Source organism: Variovorax sp. P4_D9 (genome assembly GCF_056401695.1).
This window is the reverse complement of record NZ_JBFUIU010001706.1, coordinates 1-655: the sequence shown is the minus strand read 5'-3', so window position 1 is coordinate 655 and position 655 is coordinate 1. Positions and strand designations below refer to the sequence as shown.

The window sequence follows — 655 nt, the reverse complement described above, 5'->3', positions numbered from 1 at the left end:
GTCGAGGCCTCGTCATGGGTCCAGCCGTTTCCCTTTGGCACGATGCTCCGTCTTCTGGCTCGAGAACGCCTGCAAGAAGTCGCTGAGCGCGCGCGAGGCCGACGATGCCCTGCGGCTGGAGGATGCCCATCGGCTCCATCGTGCCCCATTCACCGACCCGCAGTTCCACCAGGTCGCCGGCCTCGAGCAGGGGTCGGGCGAGGTTTAGCGGCAAGAGCGCCAGCAGGTCCCGATGGCGCAGCAGCCGCCACAGCATGGGAAGGGAACGCGTGACAACCGGGTGGGTGACGGGCGGGTGCGGGAATTGCGCGGCAAAGGCGTCGAAGTGGGTCCGTGCCGCCAAGCCTGCGGGCAACAGCAGCCAGGTTTGCTCTGCGAGCTTCGCCCATTGCAGCGAGCGAGCCTTGTGTCGGTTTCCCTTCAATCTGTCACTTTTGTTCTTTCAATTGGCACTGATGATCCTTTCAATGTGTCAGCTGCCTGGCGGAGGCGGCCTTCGGCTGCGTCACGCATCGGCTTCGTCGGGCTCTTGCTCGACGGAAAGCTTGAAGACCCCTGCCTCGGCCGCCCGATCGAGCAGCCCGGGACTGATGGATTCAGCCTCCTCACGGATTGCCAGCTCGGCCGCCTGAGCCAGCAAGGTTGTGATCCTGCC

At 64.6% G+C, this 655-nt stretch carries 1 protein-coding gene; it reads right to left on the bottom strand.

All coding sequences use genetic code 11. The features are described 5' to 3' along the window. On the bottom strand, nt 1-424 hold a 424-nt coding region (locus tag AC1DY5_RS57880), incomplete at its 3' end, for a LysR substrate-binding domain-containing protein (protein WP_478123077.1). Between the last annotated feature and the right edge of the window lie 231 nt (nt 425-655).